General features: G+C 72.0%; 16 protein-coding genes, 1 other RNA gene and 2 pseudogenes. 9 read left to right on the forward strand and 10 right to left on the reverse strand.

The genetic code is table 11. The features are described 5' to 3' along the window. The first annotated feature begins 14 nt into the window (after positions 1 to 14). The 5 genes and pseudogenes from ABTY98_RS00105 (at position 15) to ABTY98_RS00125 (ending at position 6,401) form a co-directional block, all read left to right on the forward strand. A complete protein-coding gene (locus ABTY98_RS00105; RefSeq protein ID WP_352218566.1) occupies positions 15 to 1,214 on the forward strand; it encodes an acyl-CoA dehydrogenase family protein in 1,200 nt (399 codons plus the stop codon). A gap of 28 nt (positions 1,215 to 1,242) precedes the next feature. Next, a pseudogene (locus tag ABTY98_RS00110) lies at positions 1,243 to 1,668 on the forward strand (VOC family protein); the annotation flags it as partial. A 40-nt stretch (positions 1,669 to 1,708) separates the two neighbouring features. After that, positions 1,709 to 3,394 carry a bifunctional 3-(3-hydroxy-phenyl)propionate/3-hydroxycinnamic acid hydroxylase MhpA gene (gene mhpA / locus ABTY98_RS00115; protein ID WP_352218567.1) on the forward strand — a complete coding sequence of 562 codons (1,686 nt, stop codon included), beginning with the start codon at positions 1,709 to 1,711 and terminating at the stop codon, positions 3,392 to 3,394. Further along, positions 3,391 to 5,406, forward strand: coding sequence for an acetoacetate--CoA ligase (locus ABTY98_RS00120; RefSeq protein ID WP_352218568.1), 2,016 nt, complete (start codon positions 3,391 to 3,393; stop codon positions 5,404 to 5,406). The genes mhpA and ABTY98_RS00120 overlap by 4 nt, the downstream gene beginning before the upstream one ends. Further along, positions 5,403 to 6,401 (forward strand): amidohydrolase family protein, encoded by a 999-nt coding sequence (locus tag ABTY98_RS00125; RefSeq protein ID WP_352218569.1) that lies wholly within the window; start codon positions 5,403 to 5,405, stop codon positions 6,399 to 6,401. The genes ABTY98_RS00120 and ABTY98_RS00125 overlap by 4 nt, the downstream gene beginning before the upstream one ends. Positions 6,402 to 6,486: 85 nt before the next feature. On the opposite strand, the gene ABTY98_RS00130 is transcribed toward ABTY98_RS00125, so the two are convergent. Next, a complete protein-coding gene (locus ABTY98_RS00130; RefSeq protein ID WP_352218570.1) occupies positions 6,487 to 6,735 on the reverse strand; it encodes a hypothetical protein in 249 nt (82 codons plus the stop codon). Between the two features lie 116 nt (positions 6,736 to 6,851). Then, positions 6,852 to 7,352, reverse strand: coding sequence for a TetR/AcrR family transcriptional regulator (locus ABTY98_RS00135; RefSeq protein ID WP_352218571.1), 501 nt, complete (start codon positions 7,350 to 7,352; stop codon positions 6,852 to 6,854). Positions 7,353 to 7,642: 290 nt separating this feature from the next. On the opposite strand from ABTY98_RS00135, the gene ABTY98_RS00140 reads away from it, so the two are divergent. Both ABTY98_RS00140 and ABTY98_RS00145 read left to right on the forward strand, forming a co-directional pair. Beyond that, positions 7,643 to 9,265, forward strand: a complete 1,623-nt coding sequence (locus ABTY98_RS00140) for an MFS transporter (protein WP_352218572.1) — start codon at positions 7,643 to 7,645, stop codon at positions 9,263 to 9,265. 611 nt (positions 9,266 to 9,876) lie between these two features. After that, complete coding sequence (locus ABTY98_RS00145) at positions 9,877 to 10,524, forward strand: TetR/AcrR family transcriptional regulator (RefSeq protein ID WP_352218573.1); 648 nt, start codon at positions 9,877 to 9,879, stop codon at positions 10,522 to 10,524. A 205-nt stretch (positions 10,525 to 10,729) separates the two neighbouring features. Here the strand turns inward: ABTY98_RS00145 and rnpB are convergent. The 5 genes and pseudogenes from rnpB to ABTY98_RS00170 all read right to left on the reverse strand — a co-directional run bounded on the left by rnpB (position 10,730) and on the right by ABTY98_RS00170 (position 14,528). Then, an RNA gene (gene rnpB, locus ABTY98_RS00150) (RNase P RNA component class A) lies at positions 10,730 to 11,131 on the reverse strand. A 115-nt stretch (positions 11,132 to 11,246) separates the two neighbouring features. Continuing rightward, positions 11,247 to 12,032, reverse strand: a pseudogene (locus ABTY98_RS00155) (DMT family transporter); the annotation flags it as partial. 16 nt (positions 12,033 to 12,048) lie between these two features. Further along, a complete protein-coding gene (locus ABTY98_RS00160) occupies positions 12,049 to 12,933 on the reverse strand; it encodes an AraC family transcriptional regulator (RefSeq protein WP_352218574.1) in 885 nt (294 codons plus the stop codon). Continuing rightward, complete coding sequence (locus ABTY98_RS00165) at positions 12,917 to 13,060, reverse strand: hypothetical protein (protein ID WP_352218575.1); 144 nt, start codon at positions 13,058 to 13,060, stop codon at positions 12,917 to 12,919. Before ABTY98_RS00165 ends, ABTY98_RS00160 begins: the two co-directional genes overlap by 17 nt. A 31-nt stretch (positions 13,061 to 13,091) precedes the next feature. Further along, on the reverse strand, positions 13,092 to 14,528 hold the full coding sequence (locus ABTY98_RS00170; RefSeq protein ID WP_352218576.1) for an RNB domain-containing ribonuclease: 1,437 nt from the start codon (positions 14,526 to 14,528) through the stop codon (positions 13,092 to 13,094). 100 nt (positions 14,529 to 14,628) lie between these two features. Between ABTY98_RS00170 and yaaA the strand changes: the two genes are divergently transcribed. Together yaaA and eda are read left to right on the forward strand one after the other, a co-directional pair. Further along, on the forward strand, positions 14,629 to 15,411 hold the full coding sequence (gene yaaA, locus ABTY98_RS00175; RefSeq protein WP_352218577.1) for a peroxide stress protein YaaA: 783 nt from the start codon (positions 14,629 to 14,631) through the stop codon (positions 15,409 to 15,411). A gap of 72 nt (positions 15,412 to 15,483) precedes the next feature. After that, the gene (gene eda / locus ABTY98_RS00180; protein WP_352218578.1) at positions 15,484 to 16,134 is read left to right on the forward strand and encodes a bifunctional 4-hydroxy-2-oxoglutarate aldolase/2-dehydro-3-deoxy-phosphogluconate aldolase; all 651 of its coding nucleotides are present in this window, start codon (positions 15,484 to 15,486) and stop codon (positions 16,132 to 16,134) included. Here the strand turns inward: eda and ABTY98_RS00185 are convergent. The 3 genes from ABTY98_RS00185 to ABTY98_RS00195 are packed head-to-tail and all read right to left on the reverse strand — an operon-like array spanning position 16,106 to position 18,984. Then, positions 16,106 to 17,380 (reverse strand): bifunctional RNase H/acid phosphatase, encoded by a 1,275-nt coding sequence (locus ABTY98_RS00185; protein ID WP_352218579.1) that lies wholly within the window; start codon positions 17,378 to 17,380, stop codon positions 16,106 to 16,108. The genes eda and ABTY98_RS00185 overlap by 29 nt on opposite strands. 24 nt (positions 17,381 to 17,404) lie before the next feature. Beyond that, entirely contained in the window at positions 17,405 to 18,148 is a 744-nt protein-coding gene (locus ABTY98_RS00190; RefSeq protein ID WP_352218876.1) for a zinc ribbon domain-containing protein, read from the reverse strand. Further along, entirely contained in the window at positions 18,145 to 18,984 is an 840-nt protein-coding gene (locus ABTY98_RS00195; protein WP_352218580.1) for a Nif3-like dinuclear metal center hexameric protein, read from the reverse strand. Before ABTY98_RS00195 ends, ABTY98_RS00190 begins: the two co-directional genes overlap by 4 nt. Between the last annotated feature and the right edge of the window lie 48 nt (positions 18,985 to 19,032).

A 19,032-nucleotide genomic window follows, 5' to 3' on the forward strand; every position in this document is an offset into this window, starting at 1 on the left:
GCATGGAGCCGCACATGATCACGTCTGACTCCCCCTCACCGACGCCGACGAGCGAGGAACTCGTCGCGTCGGTCGCAGCGTTGAAGTCCTTGATCGGCAAGCACGCCGCGCAGGGCGACACCGACCGGCGCCTCGCCGACGAGGTCGTCTCGGCCCTCGGCGAGGCGGGCGCGTTCAGGCTCGGGGCGCCCAAGCGCTTCGGCGGACACGAGGCACCGATCCGCACCTGGCTGGACGTCTGCTCCGCGGTCGCCGAGGCGGACGGCGGCGCGGCCTGGGTGACCACCCTCTTCAACGCCGGCGCCTACACCGTCGGGCTCTTCCCTGCGCAGGCACAGGAGGAGATCTTCGGTGCGGACCCCGAGGCCCGCGTCTCGGGTGTCCTGGCACCGACCGGACAGAGCCGCAAGGTCCCCGGCGGCTGGCGGATCACCGGCCGCTGGTACTACGCCTCGGGGTCCTGGCACGCGACGTGGGCCGGGGTGGGGATCCCGATCACCGATGCGTCGGGGGAGACCGTCGATCAGGGCATGGCGCTCATACCGCGCGGTGATCTCACGGTGGAGGACACCTGGTTCACCACGGGCATGCGGGGCAGCGGCAGCAACTGCGTCGTGGCCGAGGACGTTTTCGTGCCCGAGCACCGGGTGATGTCGGTGACGCAGGGGCTGACGGGCTGGAACGTCGACCACCACCCAGGTGGCGCCCTGTACCGGTCGAACCTCGGCTCCGTGCTGGCGCTCGTCCTTGTCGGCCCGCAGCTCGGCCTGGCCCGGGCCGCGTTGAGCCTGGTGCGGGAGAAATCGGCGTCCAAGGCGATCCCGTACACCTTCTTCGGCCGGCAGGCGGACTCGACCGCCTTCCAGCTCCAGCTCGCCGAGGCGGCGATGCGGATCGACACCGCCCACCTGCACGCCTACCGTGCCGCCGACGACATCGACCGGGCCGCAGAGCGCGCCGAACACCTCGACATGTTCGTCAGGGCGCGCGTGCGCGCGGACGTGGGGTACGTGGCCGAAAACGTCGGCCGGGCCCTCGACATCCTCATGTCCGCCCACGGCGCGGCGAGCTTCGCGGAGACCAACGTGCTCCAGCGGATCTGGCGCGACGCCAACACGGGCGCCCGGCACGGCGTCGTCGTCGGCACCGTCGGCTACGAGGCGCTCGGACAGGTCCTGGCAGGCGTCGACCAGACGGTCACTCCCCTCATCTGAACCCCCGCATCAGTCGACGGAGGGCATCATGCCGGACCCCCTGAGCAGCACGACCGATCTCAAAACGGCCCATCAGGACCTGCACAGTGAGCAGGGTGCCCTGCGCGGCGAGCACTCCGGGCGCTCCAGGAATCCCGTGATCAAGGTGGCCGATCTGGCCTGGCTGGAGTTCGAGAAGCCGGACCTGGACCGTGCCGAGGTGTTCGCCCGCGACTTCGGCTTCTCGATCGCGGCGCGCACACCCGACAGCCTCTGGCTGCGCGGCACCTTCGCCGGTCCGGCCTGCATGGTGATCCGGCGCGGCCGTACGTCCCGGTTCATCGGTCCGGCGTTCCGCACGGCCGAGCAGGCCGACCTGGACCGGCTGGCCCGCGCCACCGGCGCCGACGTACGTGGCGCGGACGCGCCCGGCGGGGGCAAGGTGGTCGACCTGCTCGACCCCTCGGGCTTCCCCGAGCAGCGCACCGCGGTCGCGGACGCGAGGTGAGGCACGCATGAGCACGACTCACGCCGCCCCCGGCACCGCACCCGTGGTGATCGTCGGGGCGGGCCCGGTAGGCGTCACGGCGGCGATCCTGCTCGCCCGGCGGGGTGTGCGCACGGTCCTGCTGGAACGCCATCGGGACGTCTACCCCATGCCCCGCGCGGTGGCCATGGACGACGAGGTGCGCCGGATCCTGCAGGCGGTCGGCGTCCACGATGAGTTCGCCGCCATCGGCCGCCCCGCCAACGGCCTGCGGCTGCTGGATGCCCGGCACCGGGTGATGGCCGAGTTCCGGCGGGACGACCCGCACGGACACCACGGCTTCCCGCAGACCACGCTGTTCGACCAGCCCGTGCTGGAACGGCTGCTGCGCGACGCCCTGGCCCGGTACCCGGAGTGCGAGCTGCGCGGCGGTGTCGAGGTCCTGGCCGTCGACCAGGACGTGGACGGTGACGACCCCGGCCGGGTGCGGGTCACGCTGCACCAGGAGGGCGAGGAGGAGACGGAGCATCTGTGGGCGGAGGCGGTGCTCGGCTGCGACGGCGCGGGCGGTCTCACCCGCGACGCCATCGGCGCGGTATGGGAGGACCTGCACTTCGAGGAGCGCTGGACTGTCCTCGACGTGCGCACCAGCCGACCGGTGCGCACCTGGGAGGGCGTGGAACAGATCTGCGATCCCGACCGGCCCGGGACGTTCATGCGCGTCGGCGAGGACCGCTACCGCTGGGAGTTCCGGCTGCCCGAGGGCGAGACCCTCGACGGGCCGGACGGGCGGGAACGCCTGCGCGAGCTGCTGGCCCCGTGGATGGAGGTGCCGCTCGGCGACGACACCGGCGACTTCGCGGTGATCCGGCAGACGCAGTACACCTTTCGGGCCCTTGTCGCCGACCGGTGGCGCCAGGGCCGGGTCTTCCTGCTCGGCGACGCCGCCCACCTCACCCCTCCCTTCATCGGGCAGGGGCTGTGCTCGGGCATGCGCGACGCGCACAACCTCACCTGGAAGCTCGCCCGGGTCCTTCAAGGCGGTGCCGATGACAGGCTGTTGGACAGCTACCAGAGCGAGCGCAAGCCGCACGCCCGGCAGATGATCCGCCTCGCGGTCGCGATGGGCTGGGCCATGACCGGCGGCCAGGACCGGACCGCCGCGCTGCGCCGCGGAGTGCTGGGCGCCACCTACCGCATCCCCGGTCTCTCCTCGTACCTCGCCGAGCACGCCCTCAGCCCCGCCCTGACCCCGGGCCCACTGGTGCACCGGGGCCGACCGGGCGGCAACCGCCTGGCCGGCACCCTGTGTCCGCAGCCCTGGGTCATGGTCGACGGTTGGCGAGTGCGTCTCGACGAGGCGCTCGGTGACTCCTTCGCCGTCCTGACCGCCGTACCGCCGACCCCCTCGCTGCGGGCCCTCGCCGACGCCCTGGGCGCCCGCGTCCTCCACCTGACCGGCGAAAGCGCACGGCCGGGGGACACGGCCGTCGCCGACGACGGCACCCTGGCCGCCTGGCTGCGCGCCGGCCGCGCCGACGCCGTCCTGCTGCGACCCGACCACGTCGTCCTGGACGCCGTCCCGGCGGGCGGCGACGCGAGCCGCCTCCCGGGCTCACCCTCCTGGGCCCCCCTGCTGTGCACGGCACGGCGCCCCGTCCCACTGACCGAACAGACGGCCCCGGCCGCACAGTTGAGGAGCACCATCCGATGACCACCCCGTACGGCACCTCGCGGGCCGAGCCGTTCTGGAAGCCCGACCCCGCCTCGGCGGCGGACTCCCGCATCGCCGACTTCGGCCGCTGGCTCAGCCGCCATCGCGCTGTGGACGCGTCGTACGACCACACCGACTACGCCACCCTGCACGACTGGTCGGTCACCGACCTCGAGGGCTTCTGGGGCGCCGTGTGGGAGTACTTCGAGATCGAGGCGGCCACCCCGTACGAGCGGGTGCTGGCCGAGGAGACGATGCCCGGCGCCCGCTGGTTCACCGGCGCCACTCTCAACTACGCCCACCACGCCCTGCGTCACCTGCCCGCCGACGCGCCGGCGATCGTCGCGCTGGACGAGACCGGATCCGGCTACGAGGTGACCGGGGACGGGCTGCGCACCCAGGTGGCGTCCGTCGCCGCCACCCTGCGCGACCTGGGCGTCGGCCGGGGCGACCGGGTCGTCGGCTACCTGCCCAACACCCCGCACGCGATCGTCGCCTTCCTCGCCGCCGCCAGCCTCGGCGCAGTGTGGTCGGTGTGCGGCCAGGACTACGCGCCGCGGGCCGCCGCCGACCGCTTCGCCCAGCTGGAGCCCACCGTACTGATCGCCGCGGACGGCTACCTGTTCAACGGCACCACGCACGACCGCCGCGAGGCGGCCCTCGACCTGGCCCGCGCGCTGCCGACGTTGAAGGCCACCGTGCTCATCAACCGTGTCGGCCTGCCCTGGCCCTCGGGGGCCTACCCCTCCCTGGTCATGCCGTGGGAGGACGCGGCCACCCGCGCCGAGCAGCTGCACTGCACGCCGGTGCCGTTCGACCACCCGCTCTGGGTCGTGTTCTCCTCCGGCACCACCGGCCTGCCCAAAGGCATCGTGCACGGCCACGGCGGCGTCCTGCTGGAACACCTCAAGACCCTCGGCCTGCAGTCCGACCTCGGCCCCGGCGACCGCCTGCTCTGGTACACCACCACCCACTGGATGATGTGGAACCTGGTGGTCTCCACGCTGCTGACCGGCGCGACCACGTGTACGTACGACGGCAGTCCGGCGCCCTTCGCGCGCCCGGACGTGCTGTGGGAGCTGGCCGCCCGCCACCGCGTCACCGTCTTCGGCACCAGCCCCCAATACCTGCTCGGCATGGCCAAGTTCGGCATCGACCCATCCGTCCACGACCTCTCGTCGATCCGCGCCGTCGGCTGCACCGGCTCCGCCCTCCCCGCCTCCGCCTACCCCTGGGTCCGCGACCACGTCGGCACGCACGTCCAGCTCGCGTCCACCAGCGGCGGCACGGACATCGTCGGCGGCTTCGCCGGCAGCGCCGGCACCACCCCCGTCTGGGCCGGGGAGCTGTCCGCGCCCAACCTGGGCGTCGCCCTGGCCGCGTACGACTCCGACGGCAACCCGGTCGTCGACCAGGTCGGTGAACTCGTCGTCACCCGACCCATGCCGTCCATGCCGCTGTACTTCTGGAACGACCCCGACGGCAGCCGCTACCACGACGCGTACTTCTCCACCTACCCCGGCGTATGGCGACACGGCGACTGGATCACCCTCACCTCCCACGGCTCGGTGATCGTGCACGGCCGCTCCGACTCCACCCTCAACCGCAACGGCGTACGGCTCGGCAGCGCCGACATCCACGACGTGGTCGAACGCCTCCCCGAGATCACCGAAGCCCTCGTCATCGGCGCCGAGGAACCCGACGGCGGCTACTGGATGCCCCTGTTCGTGGTCCTCGCCGACGGCGCGGTCCTCGACGACGCCCTCACCGGCAGGATCCGCGACGCCATCCGCACCGGCGCCTCACCCCGCCACGTCCCCGACGAGATCATCGCCGTGCCCGCCATCCCGCACACCCGCACCGGCAAGAAGCTCGAAGTCCCCGTCAAACGCCTGCTCCAGGGCGCCCCGGCCGACCAGGTGGTCAACCCCGGAGCCGTGGACGACCCGGACCTCATCGACCACTACGCCCGCCTGGGCGCCGAACGCCGGGCCCGGAGGAACCCCGCATGACACAACCGGCCGACACCGAACCCGCAGGGCCGCCGCTCCGCGGAGCCATCGACGTGCACGCCCATTTCCTCACCCCACGGCTGCGCGCCGCGATGGAGGCGGCGGGCCACGGACAGCCCGACGGCATGCCCGCCGTTCCCGACTGGAGCCCGGAAGCGGCGCTGGCCATGATGGACCGGACAGGTATCGCCGCCGCCCTGCTGTCGGTGTCCTCACCCGGTGTGCACTACGGGGACGACACCGCCGCCCGGGAACTGGCCCGCGCGGTCAACGACGAGGGCGCGGCCGTCGTCCGAGACCACCCCGGCCGCTTCGGGCTGCTGGCCTCCCTCCCGCTGCCGGACCTGTCCGACGCGCTCGCCGAGACCCGGTACGCGATCGAGGATCTGGGCGCCGACGGCATCACCCTGTTGACCTCGTACGCCGGCCGCCACCTCGGCGACCCGTACTACGAGCCGCTCATGGCCGAACTCGACCGCTACTGCGCGGTCGTCTTCCTGCACCCGACCTCGCCGCCGTGCTGGGAGGCGACCAGCCTGGGGCGCCCGCGCCCGATGCTGGAGTTCCCGTTCGAGACCACCCGTGCCGTGGCCAACCTGGTCCTGAACGGCGTTCTCGACCGGTATCCCGCCATACGCTTCGTCGTCCCGCACGCCGGCGCCGCGCTCCCGGTCCTCGCCGACCGCATCGGCGCGTTCGCGGTCGCCACCCAGGATCCGCCCGTCGATGTCCTCGGCGCCCTTCGTGGGCTGTACTACGACGTGGCCGGCCTCCCCCTGCCGCGCCAACTGCCCGCACTGCTGACCCTGACGGACGCGGACCACATCCTCTACGGAAGCGACTACCCGTACACACCCGACTGGGCCCTCCACGGCCTGGCCCAAGCTCTGGCCGGCAGCGACGTCCTGACGCGCGATCAGCGGGAGTCGGTGTGGCGCGGCAGCGCGGAAGGGCTCTTCCCCCGGCTCGCTCCGTCGCCGGTGGGACGCGACTGACGCCCCCGCAGGCGGCCCTCGGAGCTTGCCCCCGCTCCGAGCGCCTTCGCGTGCGTCCCCGTGGCTGTCAGAGATCTCAGGGACGTCAGGCCGCGGACGAGCCGGGGCGGAACGTGACCGTGTGGCCGGTAAGGCGGGCGCTGATTCCGCGGTCCGTGGCGTTGATCGTCCGCAGGCGCAAACCCTCGGGGACGTTCTTCACGGGGAGGGGCTTGTCGAAGGCGTTCTCCAGCAGATCCTGCACAGGGGCGGGAATCTCGCCCTGAGCGACGCGGAGGTCGTTGAAGGCGATGCGGTTGCCGGTGGCCGCCGAGACGGCGGTACTCACGGTCACGTCGCCGGCAAGCGGCAGTCTGACCTTTCATTCGGCAGCACCCCGAAGGGGCGCGGGGAACTGCGCGACCAGCCACGACGGACCCGCGGGTAATGCACCCCACCTGAGCGGAGCGCCTACGCGCCGACGCGCTCGGGACGGCTGAGTCGACGGACCTGTGTGACGGCGAGGTCGCCGTCCGCCCCCACCGCGATCAGGGCGGCGGTCGCCGCGCGCGTGCCGTCGTCGCGCCAGGTCCCGGCGTTCACGCACTCCAGGAGCGCCAGCAAGTGCCCTTCGAGTGCCCGGCTGAGCGGCCCGGGCGGGACGCTGGTCTGGAAGACGCCCTGGCGCTGCCCCTGCTCGATGATCGCGGCCGCCATGTCGCGGGCGGGGGCGAGGACTTCGTTCACGCGTTCCGCCCCCAGGTCCTGGGGCGCCAATCTCAGCAGCGTGCGATAGCGGTCCCCGACAGGCCACAGGGCCAGGACGAAGCGTGCCATGGCGGTGATGGCGTCAGGGTCCGGGATCGTCACGGCCGCCAGCGCTCGTCGTAGCGTCTCCGCGGCCTCCGCGACGAGCCCCTCGACCAGCGCGGCCCGTCCGGCGAAATGGTCGTAGACGGTACGACGCACCACGCCGGCGGCCTCGGCGATGTGGCTGAGGCTGCTGTCGGGATCGCGGCCGAGTTCCTGTCTCGCCGCTGGTCAGCTGTGTCTGGCGGCGCCCACCGGTGATGCGTGGATCGGTCATGTCGGACCTCCGGTCGACGGGTGGGAGGGTGAATCGATACTTGCACATCGATGGGCAATAAACTAATCTGCACATCATTGGGCAAATTAAAGCCCGCGGCGCTGTGGTCGCACCCACACGGTTCCTGCCGACCCACCACCCCTTGAACTTGCCGCTTCGCCCTGAGGAGCTTTCGATGCCGCTCTTTGTCAACACGCCCGCCGAGAAGATGACGGGTCCCTATCCACGGCGTTGGTGGGCTCTGCTGGTGCTGTGCCTGAGCCTGCTGATCGTGGTCATGGCGAACTCGTCCCTGATCGTGGCCGCACCGGACATGACCAAGGACCTGGGCCTGTCCAGCAGTGACCTGCAGTGGGTCATCGACGGCTACACGGTCCCGTATGCCGCGCTGATGCTCGTGCTGGGCTCGATCGGCGACAAGTACAGCCGCCGCGGAGCGCTGGTCCTCGGCCTGCTGATCTTCACGGGCGGCTCGGTGATGGGCGGCCTGGTCCACCAGACCGACCTCGTCATCACCGCCCGCGCGATCATGGGCGTCGGCGCCGCCGTCGTCATGCCGGCCACGCTGTCCCTGCTCGTCGCGATCTTCCCGAGCGCGGAGCGCGCCAAGGCCATCACGGCCTGGAGCGCCACCTCCGGACTCGCCATCGCGGCCGGCCCGCTGGCCGCCGGCTGGCTGCTGGAGAGCCACGCCTGGGGCTCGACCTTCCTGATGAACGTCCCCATCGCCGTCGTCGGCGTCGTCGGCGCACTGCTCCTGGTGCCGCCGTCGAAGGCGGAGAAGATGGGCGGCATCGACTACGTCGGCGGTCTGCTCTCCATCGTCACCGTCGCCTCCCTGGTCTACGCGACCATCGAGGGCCCGCACTTCGGCTGGGGCGTCGGCCCCATCACCGCGGCCGTGGTCGCCGGTGTCGGCCTGCCGGCCTTCGTCGCCTGGGAGCTTCGCCACCCCCACCCCATGCTGAACGTGCGCAAGTTCACCGAGCGCCCCTTCAGCGGCTCCATGCTCGCGGTGCTGTTCTTCTTCTTCGGCACCTTCGGCGCGATCTACTACGCCACCCAGTTCCTGCAGTTCGTCCTCGGCTACAACGCGCTGGAGACCGGCGTACGACTGCTGCCGCTGGCCGGAGCCGTCTTCGTCGGCGCCGCGGTGACCGGGCGAGTCGCTCCGAAGCTGGGGGTGAAGCTGATGGTGGGCACCGGCATGCTGATCGGCACCGCGGGCGTGTTCCTGCTCACGCGGATCGAGTCGGGCTCGACGTACACCGACTTCCTGGCGCCGCTGCTGATGCTCGGCTTCGCGATCGGCCTGAGCCTGTCACCGGCCACCGACACCATCATGGGCTCCTTCCCCGAGTCGGAGCTGGGCGTCGGCGGCGGTGCCAACGACACCGCGCTTGAGCTGGGCGCCTCCCTGGGCATCGCCATCCTCGGTTCGCTCCTCTCCACGTCCTACAAGGACAAGCTGACCGACCTGATAGGCGGCCACCTCCCGGCCGCCGCGATGGACACCGCCAAGGACTCGGTGGGCGGCGGCCTGGCGGTCGCCGAGCAGGTCGCGAAGAACCCCCACGGCGGGGCCCAGCAGGCCCAGACCCTGGTCGCCGCGGTCCACGAGTCCTTCGCCCACGCCGTCGCCCACACCAGCCTCGTCGGCGGCATCATCATGGCCGCCGGAACCGTTGTCGTCCTGCTGGTCCTGCCCACCCGTCGGGCCGCCGGCCGGCACCGCCACGAGGAGCCCGTGGCGGCGGAGGCCGACCGGGACGAGGAGTACGTCGACTCCACTCAGTGACCCGCTACGGATCACCGCGGATCCTGCCCGGCCTCGTCTCCGCGAGGCCGGGCAACGGTCCTTCCCCGCCCTCGACATCGAAGGCAAGAACCTCGAAGAACGGCTCCGCACCTCCCAGGACGCCGAGACCGGGACGCAGCCGGCACCCCAGCGCTGAAGCCGCTGCGCTGATCGAGCCCGAGGCTTCCTACGTGAACGGCTTCATCGAGCGAGCGGTCGCACGCGGCGAACTGCCCGGGAGGCCGACAGCCGCGGACTTCCTCCCGTCCATGCGACTGGCCGCGGCCACGAGCCGGCCGTCTTCGAGGGCCGGGTCACCGATACCGACTACCTCAAGCGACTCGTCGACGACGCGCTGCTGCCCGCTCTCCTGCACTCCTGATCTTTGGACCCGTACGAGGCCGACGTGACCCATGGCCCGGCTTCGGGGTGCCACTGTCACCGGCGGAGTCCTCTCAGCCGAACACCCTCTCCTGAAAACAGGGTCCGCCTGCCGCGCCACGGAACTGACGGCCCAGACAGAGGAAGATCGGGTCGGGGACGGGACGGCCACTGCGTGCCAGAATGGGCGTGCCGTCCGAATGCCGTATTGATCCGTTGAGGTTGATTCCGTGTCCAAGCCAGTGGCCCGCGAGCCCTTGAGGCGCAATTCGCGTTCCAACCGGGCACGCATCCTGGAGGTGGCGCGGCGGGAGCTCGGCCGGAACCCGGACGTTACCCTGGAGGAGATCGCGCAGGCCGCCGGTGTGGTGCGCCGGACGCTCTTCGGTCACTTTCCGGGGCGCGCAGCCCTCCTGGACGCTCTGTCCGATGAGGCGTCCGCGGCTGTGCGGGGCAATGTGCCGGAGAGGTCGGACTCGACGGATGCGCCCGAGCGTGCGCTCGCGCGGTTCGTCCTTTCCATGTGGCCCGTGGGAGACCGTTACCGCCTGCTGCTGGCGCTGGCGCGGCGGGACCTGGGAACGGAGCGGGTGTCCGAGGTGCTGGCGCCGGCCCGCCAGGCAGTCACGGCCGTACTGGAACGAGGGCAACGGGACGGTGTGTTCCACGATCACCTGCCGCCGGCGGTGCTCAGCGCCGGGTTGGAAGCTCTGACCGTCTCCCTGCTGGAGAGCGTCAACACAGGCGCATGGGAGGACGACGGAACGCGGATCGCCATGGCCACCCTGATCGCGGCAGGCGTCCCGGAGAAGCGGGCGAGCGACGTTGTGGGCGGCGTCGCATCAGAGGTCCTGGCCGAGTCCTCCGCCGAGGCCTGAGCTCACCGACACTCGACCCGACGGCGGATCGACCGTCTTGGAGCCCCGGGGCTCCCGTGACCGCACCCCATCAGCTGCCGGCGGTGGCCGTGGCCGTCCGCTGCGACGGACGTCCTACCCGATGTGGCGAATTCGGCCCGGGTTCGACTTCGAGAGTTTGTTTAGCCAGTAAACATGATCTCTGACCTGCGAAAATGAAGAGCGGCAGACGAGTCGGGCTGTACGCCGGGTTCTGTTCCCCGGTCCCTCGCGGGAGCCGGGGTGACGGCCATCCATCTAGGGCCGGTGTTGCCACCGGCCTCGTGCGGTCTACCCGTGGACTCGGGCGGGCAGCCCTCGGGCGTCCACGCAGGGACACCGGGGTGTCCCCTCTTGACCTTGCTCCGGGTGGGGTTTACCTAGCTGCCCAGGTCACCCTGGGCACTGGTGGTCTCTTACACCACCGTTTCACCCTTACCGAGGACCGAGGTCCCCGGCGGTTTGCTTTCTGTGGCACTGTCCCGCGGGTCACCCCGGGTGGCCGTTAGCCACCACCCTGCCCTGTGGAGCCCGGACGTTCCTCGGGAAGCCCCCTAAGGGGACTCCACGCGGCCGTCCGCCCGGCTCGTCTGCCGTGTCGACCATGTTACCGGGCGTGTGGACCCCTTCGGTGCCGAGGCCATCGTCGCCAGCACCGACCCCGCCAGGATCAACGCGAACGAGACCGCGATGCCCGGAGTGAAGCGCTCGCTCAGGAACAGGGCCCCGGCCGCCACCGCCACCGCCGGATTGACGTACGTGATCACCGTGGAGCGGGTCGGGCCTATCTCCTTGATCAGCTCCAGGAACGCTACGAACGCCACCGCCGTGCAGAGGACGCCCAGGGCCAGGAGGGAGAGCAGGACGTTCGTCGACGGCATCGACGTGGGCCAGGTGGCCGCCGCCGCGGGGGCGTAGACCAGGGTCGCCAGGGTCAGGCACGGGGCTATGAGCTGCAGGGTCGGGACGTCTTTCAAGCGGCGGGCCGCTATCAAGGGTGCTGTCGCGTAGCCGATCACCGTCAGCAGGACCTCGCCGAGGGAACGGGCGTCGCCGCCGGTCAGGTGGGGGATCGTGAGGACGCCCACGCCGGCCAGGCCGATCAGGAGGCCCGCCACCCGCCGTGCGCCCAGGTGCTCCCGCTCCCCGCCGAAGTACCTCGCCGCCACCACGCCCACGATCGGTACGCCCGCGATCAGCAGGCCGGCCGTCGAACTGGACAGGTGGCGTTCCGCGTCGGTCAGCGTGAACCACGGGCCCATGATCTCTATGCACGCGAAGGCCAGCATCGGGCGCCAGTGGGTGCGGAGCACACCCAGGAGGTGACCCTGGCGGATCGCCAGGGGGAGCAGCAGTAGGGCGCCCACGCCGCAGCGGGCGAAGACCACCGTCGACGGGGACACCTCGTCCACCGCCACCTTGATCATCAGATAGGGGATGCCCCAGATCACTCCCATGAGGGAGAAGAGAAGCCAGCCTCGTGCAGTCATGCGCACAGCATCGGTGTCATGACCGTGCCGCGTCTTGAACGCTGTTGCGGTACGCCGCCGGGGTCACCCCCAGCACCCGGCGGAACCAGCGGGTGAGGTGAGCCTGGTCGGCGAAGCCCACCAGTGTCGCCACCTCCGCCGGGCGCAGGCCCGAGTCCAGGAGGGCGCGGGCCCGGGTCACCCGGTACTGGGCCAGCCAGGCGTACGGCGGGACGCCCATCGTCGTACGGAAGGCCCTGAGGAGCTGGTAGCGGGAGAGACCCAGGTCGGCGGCCAGGGCGGAGAGTGAGGGTGGGGCCGTGAGTTCGTCGGCCAGTCGGTCTCGGACCTGGAGGGATATTCGCTGAGCACCGGGGACGTGGTCCCTCGCCGGGCGGGCCGTGGAGTGGCGGCGGGACAGGGCCGTCAGCAGCCAGGGGAGGCGGGATTCCGCTTCCAGTGGGTCGGGGGAGGCAGCCAGGTCGGTGTGGGCCTGGCGCAAGGCGGCGGCCAGTTCCGGGTCGTCCAGTACCGGGTCGCGGAAGTGCGGTGTGCCGAAACCCAGGGTGCCCTCCGCCAACAGGGACGAGTCCGCGTACAGGGCACGGTAGGCGTAGCCGTCGGTCGTGGTGGCCGGGCGTCCCGTGTGCATTTCGCCCGGCGCCAGGACGACGATCGAGCCGGGACCGTTGTAGACGCGGCCGCCCCGGTAGTCGATCACCTCGGAGCCACCCACGCACACCCCGATGGTGAACTCGGCGTGTGCGTGCGGGGCGTAGATGTGGCGTTCGAAATGCGCCGTCAGCAGGTCCAGCGGCGGCCCGCAGCTGCCCAGCCGAGCCCTCGTCCACCGTGCTTGTTCCGCCACCTTCGGCACCCCCCTGTGCGCTGAGGGTGCAACGCCTTCAGGCACCGGTTCCATGCCCCATCCGCTCCAGCGTGTCGAACGCCGCTCCCATCCGCGCCCGGTGACCCTCGAACCGGCCGCGCACGTCACCCACTTCACGCTGCTGGGTCGCCGACGCGAGGTGAGCGTCGTGCGGTTCCACGCCGACGACGCCACCGGTCTCGTACGACTGCTCAAGCGCGAGCGAACCGCACCTTCGTCGTCCCCGGGTCGGCCTGGGTCAGCCGGACCCTCAGCCGTTCGCCCAGCGGAAGACGCTCGCCGTCCTCGATCCGGCCTATGACGGCGGGCGACTGCAGCTGCACGCGTCCCACGGTCGGTTGACGCTCCTCGACCTCCACCACGTAGCCGTCGAAGACCTCCCCGACCCGGTCCTTGAGCAGGGCCGCCTCGACGATGTCGACGCACTCCCGCTCCACCGTGCCCGCGCGCCGCGAGCCCTCGGCCATCTCCTTGGGGAGCAGGTGCAACGCCATCAGCACCCAGTCGGGCGGGGTCTCGCCGGCCGCCGCCGCCAGGCACAGCTCCGAGGCGTAGCGGTCGGCCAGGCGGCGCAGGGGCGCGGTGCAGTGGGCGTAGGGGGCGGCCACGGCCGCGTGGGTGGTGACCGCGGGCAGCACGCCGTCCCGGAAGACGGTGTAGCCGGCGCCGCGCAGCAGCGTGGTGCACTCCTGGAGGAAGGCCGCGTGGCGGGGGCGGCGGGGGTTCAGGGAGCGGATCAGCGCGGCGTACGAGACATGGTGCGGCCAGTCGATGTGCAGGGCGGTCGCGGTTCGGCGCAGTCGCGCCACCGCGCCGTCGGGGGCGGTGGGCAGGGTGCGCAGTACGCCGGTGCCGTGGGCCAGCATCAGGTCGGCGGCGGCCATGCCGGTGAGCAGGGAGATCTGGGCGTTCCAGGCCTCGGCGGCCAGCGGGGCCCGGTAGCTGAGCTGGTAGGTGTGGTCGTACTCGACGATCTCCTGCTCCGGCACGTTGAGCGAGATGCCGCCGCGCTCCACCTCCAGCCGCTCGCGTGCCTCGCCGATCTCCTTGAGCAGGGCGAGGGGTTCCTCGGCGGTCCCGTCGTCGATGTGCTGCTGCACGTCCGCGTAGTCCAGCTTGGCCCGGCTGCGGACGAGGGACCGGCGGACGTCGGCGGTCAGCATCCGGCCGTCTTCGTCCAGGTCGATGGTCCACAGGACGGCCGGGCAGGTCTGGCCGGGGAGCAGGCTGGCCGCGCCCTCGCTCAGTACGGCGGGGTGCAGCGGGACCCGCTCGTCCGGGAAGTAGAGCGTGTTCACGCGGTGGTGCGCCTCGGAGTCCAGCGCGCCGCCGGGCACGACGAAGGCGGCGACGTCGGCGATGGCGTACCGGACGCGGTAGCCGCCGTGGTGCCGGGCGAGGTGCATCGCCTGGTCGAGGTCGTTGGCGGTGGGCGGGTCGATCGTGAAGAAGGGGAGGTCGGTCGCGTCGTGGGCGGGCACGGCCGGGTATCTGGCGGCGCCCTCGGCCTCCGCGGTCACCTCGGGCCGGAAGGCGTCCGGTACGCCGAGGTCGGACCGGAGCGCGGCGAGCGCGGCCCGGAGGGGGGCCTCGGGGGCGCCCTTGACACGGATGTGGCGGCTGGGCATACGACGAGCGTAGTCACATCGCGCCGTTGTGGCGCTTTACGCTGGCGCCAAGCGTCGATGACGAAATCGATGGTGGACTTGATGGTGAAGAGGAGTACGTGTGCTGGTCCTGCTGCCGCCCTCGGAAGGCAAGGCGTCCTCAGGCCGTGGTGCCCCGCTGAAGCCGGAGTCGCTGTCCCTGCCGGGGCTCGCGGACGCGCGCGAGACCGTGCTCGCCGAGCTGGTCGACCTGTGCGCCGGCGACGAGGAGAAGGCGCGCGAGGTCCTCGGGCTGAGCGAGGGGCTGCGCGGTGAGGTCGCCAAGAACGCGGGGCTGCGGACGGCGGGCGCGCGGCCGGCCGGGGAGATCTACACGGGGGTGCTGTACGACGCTCTCGGCCTGGCCTCTCTGGACGCGGCCGCGAAGAGGCGGGCCGCGCGGTCGCTGCTGGTGTTCTCGGGGCTGTGGGGCGCGGTCCGGGTGACGGACCGGATCCCGTCGTACCGCTGCTCGATGGGGGTGAGGCTGCCTGGGCTCGGCGCGCTGGGGACGCACTGGCGGAAGCCGATGGCGGCGGTGCTGCCGGAGGCGGCCGGGGCGGGGCTGGTGCTGGATCTGCGGTCGGCGGCGTACGCGGCCGCGTGGAAGCCGAAGGGGGAGGTGGCCTCGCGGACGGCGACCGTGCGGGTGCTGCATGCGCCGACGCGCAAGGTGGTGAGCCACTTCAACAAGGCGACGAAGGGGCGGATCGTACGGAGCCTGCTGGCCGCCGGGATCGCGCCGGGTGGCCCGGGCGAGCTGGTGGAGGCCTTGCGGGACCTGGGGTACGAGGTGGAGGCCGTGGCGCCGGGGAAGGCTGGGCAGGCGTGGGCGCTGGACGTGCTGGTGGAGGAGGTTCGCTAGGCGCGACACTGTGCATTGCAGCATGCGCAACACTCTTTGCGCGGTGCGCATCACCCCGGCAGGATGTCGGCCATGCCCACCTCCATGCCCACCTCCGTGCTGGACCTCGCCCCTGTCGTTCCCGTCGTCGTGATCGAGGACGCCGGCGATGCCGTGCCGCTCGCGCGGGCGCTGGTGGCCGGGGGGCTGCCCGCGATCGAGGTGACCCTGCGGAGCCCGGCCGCGCTCGACGCGATCCGGGCGATCGCCGATACGGTGCCGGACGCGGTGGTCGGGGCGGGGACCGTACTGACGCCCGGGCAGGTCACGGAGTGCGTGGCGGCCGGGGCGCGGTTTCTGGTGAGCCCGGGGTGGACGGACGGGCTGCTGGGGGCGATGGTGGCGTCCGGGGTGCCGTTCCTGCCGGGCGTGGCGACCGCCTCGGAGGTGGTCGCGCTGCTCGAACGCGGGGTGCGGGAGATGAAGTTCTTCCCGGCGCAGGCCGCCGGCGGCACGGCGTATCTGAGGTCGCTCGCCGGCCCCCTCCCGCAGGCCCGCTTCTGCCCGACCGGAGGGATAGGCGCGGACAACGCCCCGGAGTACCTCGCCCTCCCCAACGTCGGCTGCGTGGGCGGCACTTGGATGATCCCGGCGGACGCCGTGGCCGCCCGGGACTGGGCCCGCGTCGAGTCGCTGGCGCGGGCGGCGGCGGCCCTCAGGGACGCAGGTGGGACGTGTCGTTGAAGAGCCGTACGCTCGCGTTGCCGTCCGCGTAGTACGCCACCGCCGACAGGGAGGCCGCCGACAGTTCCATGCGGAACAGGGACTCCGCCGGGGCGCCGAGGGCGAGCCGCACGAACGTCTTGATCGGCGTGACGTGGGTGACCAGGAGGACCGTGCGGCCCGCGTAGGCCGCGACCAGCTTGTCCCGGGTGGCCGCGACGCGCGTCGCCGTCTCGGCGAAGCTCTCGCCGCCGCCGGTGGGGTGGGCCTCCGGGTCGGCGAGCCAGGCGTTCAGGTCGTCCGGGTAGCGCTCGCGGACCTCGCCGAAGGTGAGGCCCTCCCAGGCGCCGAAGCCCGTCTCCTTGAGCCCCTCCTCGATCGTGACGTCGAGACCGAGGCGGTCGGCCACGGCGGCGGCGGTCTGGCGGGTGCGGGTGAGCGGGGAGGCGAGGATCGCCTCGATCGTGCCGCGCCGGGCGAGGGCCTCGGCGGCGCGCCGCGCCTGCTCCTGGCCGGCGTCGGAGAGGGCGGGGTCGGTGCCGCCGCTGCCGGAGAAGCGTTTCTGGGGGGTGAGGGGGGTCTCGCCGTGGCGCAGGAGGACGAGAGTGGCGGGGGCGCCCATGTCTGGCGACGCCCAGCCGGAGGCTGGCTGAGGAGCCGCCGCTACGTTGCGCGCGGCGCGGGTGTCGGGGGCTACGGCTTCGGTAGTCGTCACAGTGCGAGCCGGTGGGGGCTGGTCGCGCCCACGCGGCGGAGCCGCATATGTCTCAGCCCCGCGCCCCTTACGGGGCACCGCAGCCGCCGCGGACCTGACGTCAAGCTCCGCCGTGGACGCCGAAGCCGACCACTGTCCGCCCCGCTTCCCCGCGTCCATCGCCTCGTTCGCCAGGCGGTCGGCGTGCTTGTTCTGCTCCCGTGGGATCCACTCGTACGTCACCTGCCCCGCCGGGAACACCCGTGCCGCCTCCGCCGCCAGCGGCTTCATGCTGGGGTGCTTGATCTTCCAGCGGCCCGTCATCTGCTCGACGACCAGCTTGGAGTCCATGCGGACGTGGATGACGGCGGTCGGATCCAGGTCGTGCGCCGCGCGCAGGCCCGCGACGAGGCCGCGGTACTCGGCGACGTTGTTGGTGGTGACGCCGAGGTACTCGGCGACCTCCGCCAGCGTCTCGCCGGTCGCCGCGTCGATGACCACCGCGCCGTAGCCGGCGGGGCCCGGGTTGCCCCGGGAGCCGCCGTCCGCCTCGACGATGAACTCCCTTGCCACGTAAGCCCCTTACTACTGTCCGGACTACAGGCCGGACTCGGCCGTGCGGACCAGGATGCGGCGGCAGTTCTCGCAGCGCACCACCGTGTCGGGCGCGGCGGCGCGGATCTCGTTCAGCTCGGTGATGGCGAGCTCCTGGCGGCAGCCCTGGCAGCTGCGGGCGTACAGCTTGGCCGCGCCGATGCCGCCCTGCTGCTCGCGCAGCTTGTCGTAGAGCTTCAGCAGGTCCGCCGGGACCGAGCCCGCGATGACCTCGCGCTCCTTGGTGACCGTGGCCGCCTCGGCCTCGAGTTCCCCGGAGGCGGCGTTCCGGCGGGCGGTGGCCTCGTCGATCCGGCCCTGGACGGCACCGACCCGCTCGGTCAGTTCGGCGACCCGCTCCTGCGCGGACTCGCGGCGTTCCATGACCTCCAGGACGACGTCCTCCAGGTCGCCCTGGCGCTTGGCGAGGGAGACGATCTCCTTCTGGAGGTTCTCCAGGTCCTTCGGGGAGGTGACCGCGCCGGAGTCCAGGCGCTGCTGGTCGCGGGCGGCGCGCTGGCGCACCTGGTCCACGTCCTGCTCGGCCTTGGTCTGCTCGCGGGCGGTGTCGCTCTCCTCGGTCTGCGCGGCCACGAGCAGGTCGCGCAGCTGGGTGAGGTCCTTCGTCAGCGACTCGATCTCGGCGTGTTCGGGCAGCGACTTCCGCTTGTGCGCCAGCTGCTGGAGGCGGACGTCCAGGGCCTGGACGTCGAGGAGTCGGATCTGGTCGGCGGGCGCGGCGTTCAGTTGGGGGCTCCAAGGGACGGTGAGTGGCTGGTCCAGGGGTCGGTGACCGTCTTGGAGACGTGCACGCGAAGGTCCCAGCCGTGGCGGTCGGAGATTTGGTCGAGCTGGGCTGCGGCCAGCTCGCACCAGGGCCATTCGGTGGCCCAGTGCGCCGCGTCGAGCAGCGCGAGGGGACTGTGGGCCACGGCTTCGGAGGCCGGGTGGTGGCGCAGGTCCGCCGTGAGGAAGGCGTCCACCCCGGCGGCGCGCACGACGTCGAAGAGGCTGTCGCCGCTGCCGCCGCTGACGGCGATCGTACGGACGAGGGCTTCGGGGTCGCCGGCGACGCGGATGCCCTGCGCGGTGGCGGGCAGCCGGGCGGCAGCCCGTTCGGCGAGGTCGCGGACGGTCACCGGGTGGTCCAGTTCGCAGACGCGGCCCAGGCCCCGGCGGCCCTCCGGGTCGGTGGGGTCCGGGACGAGGGGTCGTACCACCCTCAGGTCCAGAGCCCCCGCGAGCGCGTCGGAGACGCCCGGGTCGGCGGTGTCGGCGTTGGTGTGGGCGACGTGCAGCGCGATGTCGTTCTTGATGAGGGTGTGGACCACCCGGCCCTTGAAGTGGGTCGCCGCGACCGTCGTCGTACCGCGCAGATAGAGGGGGTGATGGGTGACCAGCAGGTCGGCGCCCAGCTTCACCGCCTCGTCGACGATGTCCTGCACGGGGTCGACAGCGAAGAGGACCCGGGTGACCTCCTGCCCGGGGTCGCCCACGACGGTGCCCACCGCGTCCCAGGACTCGGCCCGCTCGGCGGGCCACAGGCTCTCCAGCGCGGCGATGACTTCTGAAAGACGGGGCACGAGGAAAGGCTACCTGCCTGTTCCGCGGGGCTGTACCTGCTCGCCCAC

Source organism: Streptomyces sp. NPDC096040, assembly GCF_040303265.1.
Lineage (GTDB): Bacteria > Actinomycetota > Actinomycetes > Streptomycetales > Streptomycetaceae > Streptomyces.